This is a genomic window from Streptomyces sp. NRRL WC-3618, assembly GCF_001280005.1.
GTDB lineage: Bacteria > Actinomycetota > Actinomycetes > Streptomycetales > Streptomycetaceae > Streptomyces.
On sequence record NZ_LGDW01000315.1, the window covers coordinates 1 to 382 of the forward strand.

Consider the following 382-nt stretch of genomic DNA (forward strand, 5'->3'; position numbering starts at 1 on the left):
CCGCCTGGCCGCCTCGCTCGCCGAAGCCCACGTACACGGCGCCGAACTCGACTGGAAGGCCCTCTTCCCCGGCTCCCGCACCACCGTCGACCTCCCCACCTACCCCTTCCAGCACCAGCACTACTGGCTCACGGACGACGGTGAGGTGCCGGACGGCACGCCGCTGTCCGTCGTGGCGGACGTGGAGGCCCGGTTCTGGGAAGCGGTGGAGCGCGAGGATCTGGCGGAGTTGGCGGCCGAGCTGGAGGTGGCGGGCGGGTCCGCCGCCGCCGAGTTGGGTGCGGTGCTGCCCGTCCTTTCGTCGTGGCGCAAGCAGCGGCGCGAGCGCTCGACGATCGACGGCTGGCGTTACCGGGTCACCTGGAAGCCGCTGCCGAGCGGC

1 protein-coding gene is annotated in these 382 nt (G+C 72.8%); it reads left to right on the plus strand.

What is annotated here, in order from left to right:
• Positions 1–382, plus strand: a 382-nt coding sequence (locus tag ADL01_RS24265; protein ID WP_159049612.1) for a hypothetical protein, incomplete at both ends; no start/stop codon positions are given.